This is a genomic window from Anaerotignum sp., assembly GCF_045122575.1.
GTDB lineage: Bacteria > Bacillota > Clostridia > Lachnospirales > Anaerotignaceae > Anaerotignum_A.
Genome location: NZ_JBGVHV010000191.1, coordinates 1 through 3715, shown reverse-complemented (window position 1 = coordinate 3715; position 3715 = coordinate 1). Strand labels below are relative to the sequence as shown.

At 48.8% G+C, this 3715-nt stretch carries 4 protein-coding genes and 1 pseudogene; 1 reads left to right on the top strand and 4 read right to left on the bottom strand.

What is annotated here, in order from left to right; all coding sequences use genetic code 11:
- A pseudogene (locus tag ACJMLT_RS09440) lies at positions 1-281 on the top strand (flavin reductase family protein); the annotation flags it as partial.
- A gap of 38 nt (positions 282-319) precedes the next feature.
- On the opposite strand, the gene ACJMLT_RS09435 reads toward ACJMLT_RS09440, so the two are convergent.
- The 4 genes from ACJMLT_RS09435 to ptsP form a co-directional block, all read right to left on the bottom strand.
- Positions 320-976: a hypothetical protein gene (locus tag ACJMLT_RS09435; RefSeq protein ID WP_405729958.1), complete on the bottom strand. Its 657-nt coding sequence runs from the start codon at positions 974-976 to the stop codon at positions 320-322.
- A gap of 13 nt (positions 977-989) precedes the next feature.
- Positions 990-1679, bottom strand: coding sequence for a metallophosphoesterase (locus ACJMLT_RS09430; RefSeq protein ID WP_405729955.1), 690 nt, complete (start codon positions 1677-1679; stop codon positions 990-992).
- A gap of 16 nt (positions 1680-1695) precedes the next feature.
- The gene (locus ACJMLT_RS09425; RefSeq protein WP_405729952.1) at positions 1696-2487 is read right to left on the bottom strand and encodes a GTP pyrophosphokinase; all 792 of its coding nucleotides are present in this window, start codon (positions 2485-2487) and stop codon (positions 1696-1698) included.
- Positions 2488-2661: 174 nt separating this feature from the next.
- Positions 2662-3715 (bottom strand): phosphoenolpyruvate--protein phosphotransferase (gene ptsP / locus ACJMLT_RS09420; RefSeq protein WP_405729949.1); only part of this gene is annotated, 1054 nt, incomplete at its 5' end.

The following is a 3715-nucleotide window of genomic DNA, read 5'->3' as shown; positions in this document are numbered from 1 at the left end:
TCATCCCTCTGGGCACCCACGATATGTTTCTGGCAGAAGTGGTTTCCGTTCAGGTCAGTGATGATTATCTGGACGAAACCGGCAAATTCCACTTTGATAAAGCAAAACCCATCTGCTATTCCCACGGCGCATACTATGGTCTGGGCAAAAAACTGGGCACGTTCGGCTATTCTGTAAAGAAAAAGGAAGAAACCAAGCCCGCCAAGGCTGCTAAAAAATCCCCTGCCAAGAAAACTGCAGGCAAAAAACCTGCTGCAAAAAAGAAAACCAAAAAAGCATAAAAATAACCCTCCGAAAAAATCGGAGGGTCTTTTCATGCTTATGCAATCTGTTCTTCTTTCCGTTCTTCTTCCAGAACCGCTTCTACGATCTCATCCACATTGCCTTCTTCCAATGTAGATTCTTCTATCATTTCTTCCGCCGCTTCCTCTGCCAGAACTTCTTCCCCGATCGCTTCCGCTTCGTCCACTTTTCTGTCCTGTTCTTTCTGCAGGATGCTTTTGCCAACCATGAACAGCAGCACCGCAACCACTGCCGTCGGGATCACGGTCAGAGTCACCTGCACCCAGTAGAACTGTTCTCCCCAGCGGAAGAAGGGCAGCAGCACACCGTAGATCAGTGTATAAAGGGCCATCAGCAGGATCAGCACACCCAGAAGTGTTTTTCTGCCTTCGAATTTTTTCAGCGGGTCATCCTTGCAGAAAGCCACCACTTTGTCAAAGCAATCCTGATCTTCCATGGCTCTGATCTCCTCATGGAGCTTTGCCACATGGAAAGTATCAAAGAAACAGTAGCACCAGATGACAGGCAGAAGGAACGCAAGGAACTTCCAGCCGATGGTCATGGTCAGCCCCAGAAGAGCCGTAAAGACCGCCATCAGAATAGCACCTTTTTTCATCATGCCAAAATACATATAGCCGCCGCCGGGCCATAGGGCACAGAGGAATGTGACCAGTTTCTGTTTGTCGATGTTCAACTTCTTTCCCTCCTTACAAAATCCGTTTGGGGCAGAAAGCGATATAATCCGCCGCCACCAGTTCGTATGTGATACCGTTCCGTTCCCCTTCAAAACCTGTGGCATGGCTCGCTTCTCCGTGAAGATGACCATACACCACTTTTCCGATGGGATATTCCCGAAATAATTCCGTAAAAGCGGAATCTTCCTTTTTATCATTCATGGGCGGATAATGCATCATCAGAATGATGTTTTCCGCACCCTTTCGCATAGCCGCATCCAAAGAAAGTTTCAGACGCACCTGCTCTCTTTCGTAAATCTTTTTATCCTGTTCCGTAAACCGCACATCGTTAGGACAGAGCCAGCCTCTCGTGCCGCAGACCGCCCAATCTTCGTATGTGTCAAAGTCATTTTTCAGAAAACGCATCCCGGGATATCTCGCTTCCAGTTTGGAGGAAGATTTCCACCAGTAATCATGGTTGCCGCCCAGAAGGATCTTTCTGCCGGGCAGGGCGTAGATCACATCCAGATCTGCCGCCGCCTCCTCCAGACGCATGCCCCAGGAAAGGTCTCCGGGCAAAAGCACCGTATCTTCTTCCTTTACTATGCGTTTCCAGTTTTCGATGATCTTTTCGCTGTGGTTCTTCCAATGGTCTCCGAAAATATCCATGGGCTTGTTTGTGGAAAAGGAAAAATGCAGATCTGCAATGGCGTATAATGCCATGTTCCTCTCCCCTTCCTCAGATCCGATATACTTCTACCATCACGTTCAGCTTTTCGTTGAATTCCCGCAGCCGGTCGATATCTCGGCTGTTCCATACATCTACAAATTCTCTGTTGATGGCATCCATATCCTCCAGTTTTGCCACAAAGTGAAGTTTCTGGATGTTTTCCAGAATGTTGGATGTCATGCTGCTTCTGATCTCATTCAGCCGCTGGGCATTGGTAATCTCTCCGCGGATGGTAGACATTTCCTGATCCAGATGGAAGGCCGCCCCCGCGCAGTTGGTCAGCCTGTCCTGAATATCCTCGGGAATATTTCCGCTGTATTTATAACGCAGGGAATGTTCTGCCGTTGCCCAGAAATTCATGGCATTGGTGCGGATCTGAATTTCCGCATTGATCACCTTTGGTCCAAGGGCCGTGCTCAGGGGATATTTGATGATGATATGATAACTGCGGTAACCGCTGGGCTTCATATTGGTCACATAGTCTTTTTCCTGCACGATGGTCATATCCGTGCGGACGCGCACCATATCCACCACTTTCTGAATATCCTCTACAAACTGACAGAGGATGCGGATCCCCGCGATATCTTCAATTTCCTCCTCGATCCGTTCGGGAGGGATATGCTTTCTACCGGCTTTATCCAGAATGCTGGCAGGTTTTTTCAGTCTGCCGGAAACAGAGTCAATGGGGGAATAGATCCCCAGATGTCTGCATTCCTTATCCAGATTATTAAATTTCAGCAGAAGTTCCTCCACCGCCTGTTCATAGGGGTAAAGCAGTTCCTTCCAATTTATGATTTCCAAAAGGGTTCCTCCTTCTGACAAATTGCCATATTACTTCATTTTTATTGTACTATAGGAGCCCCTTGCACGCAATGGAATATCCCCCTAAAATTCATAAAAAATCCTTAATTTTCGCCACTTTTTTGTAGATTCATACAAAAAAGAGCATATCTATACAGATATGCCCCGAAACATTTATCGATCCAGCAGATGTCTGATCTCTTTTGCCGTCCCCGCCGCCAGCACCCGTTCCGCCAGATGTTTCGCATTTTCCGCAGAAAGCCCCCGTATCTGATAACGAACTGCCCCGATGGAAGCGGAAACCATGCTGCATTCATCCAGCCCCATGCCGATCAGCAATGGCACGGCTCGTTCCTCTCCTGCAAATTCGCCGCACATCCCCACTTCTTTTCCTTCCTTGTGTCCTGCCGCAATGACCTTCGCCACTGCCCGTAGTACTGCAGGATGGAAGGGGTCATAAAGTTTCGTCAGTTTCTGATTGCCCCTGTCTGCCGCAAGGATATACTGGGTCAGGTCATTGGTGCCGATGCTGAAAAAATCCACTTCCTTCGCCAGTTCCTCCGCAACCAGAATCGCCGCCGGCGTTTCCACCATGATGCCGGTAGAGATGCTTTCCCGAAAAAGAACGCCCCGTTCCTTTAATTCCTGCTTACATTCCTCCAGCAATTGGTTTGCCTTGCGAAATTCCTCCACAGACACAATCATCGGGTACATGATGCGGATCTCCCCATAAGCCGCCGCCCGCAGGATGGCCTTCAGCTGTGTTTTGAACACATCCCGCATATCCAGACAGAAACGGATGGCTCGCCAGCCCAGAAAGGGATTTTCCTCTTTTTCAAACTGATAATAAGGAAGGGCTTTGTCTCCGCCAATATCCAGTGTGCGGATGGTGACGGTTTTCTTCATGGTTTCTGCCGCTTTCCTGTATACCTCAAACTGTTCCTGCTCCGTAGGAAAACGGCTGCTTTCCATATACAGAAATTCACTGCGAAACAGGCCAATGCCCTCTGCCCCATGTTTCTTCGCCAGTTCGATCTCCTTCAGGCTGCCCACATTGGCATACAGATGCACACTCCTGCCATCGGTTGTTACCGCAGGCAGACGATTCATTTCCTTCAGTTTCTGCTTCAGTTCCCGCTGCGCCGCCTGCTTTTCCTGATAGACCCTTCGAGTCATGTCATCGGGAGACAGGATCAATTTTCCTCCATCTCCATCCAGAATGACTTCC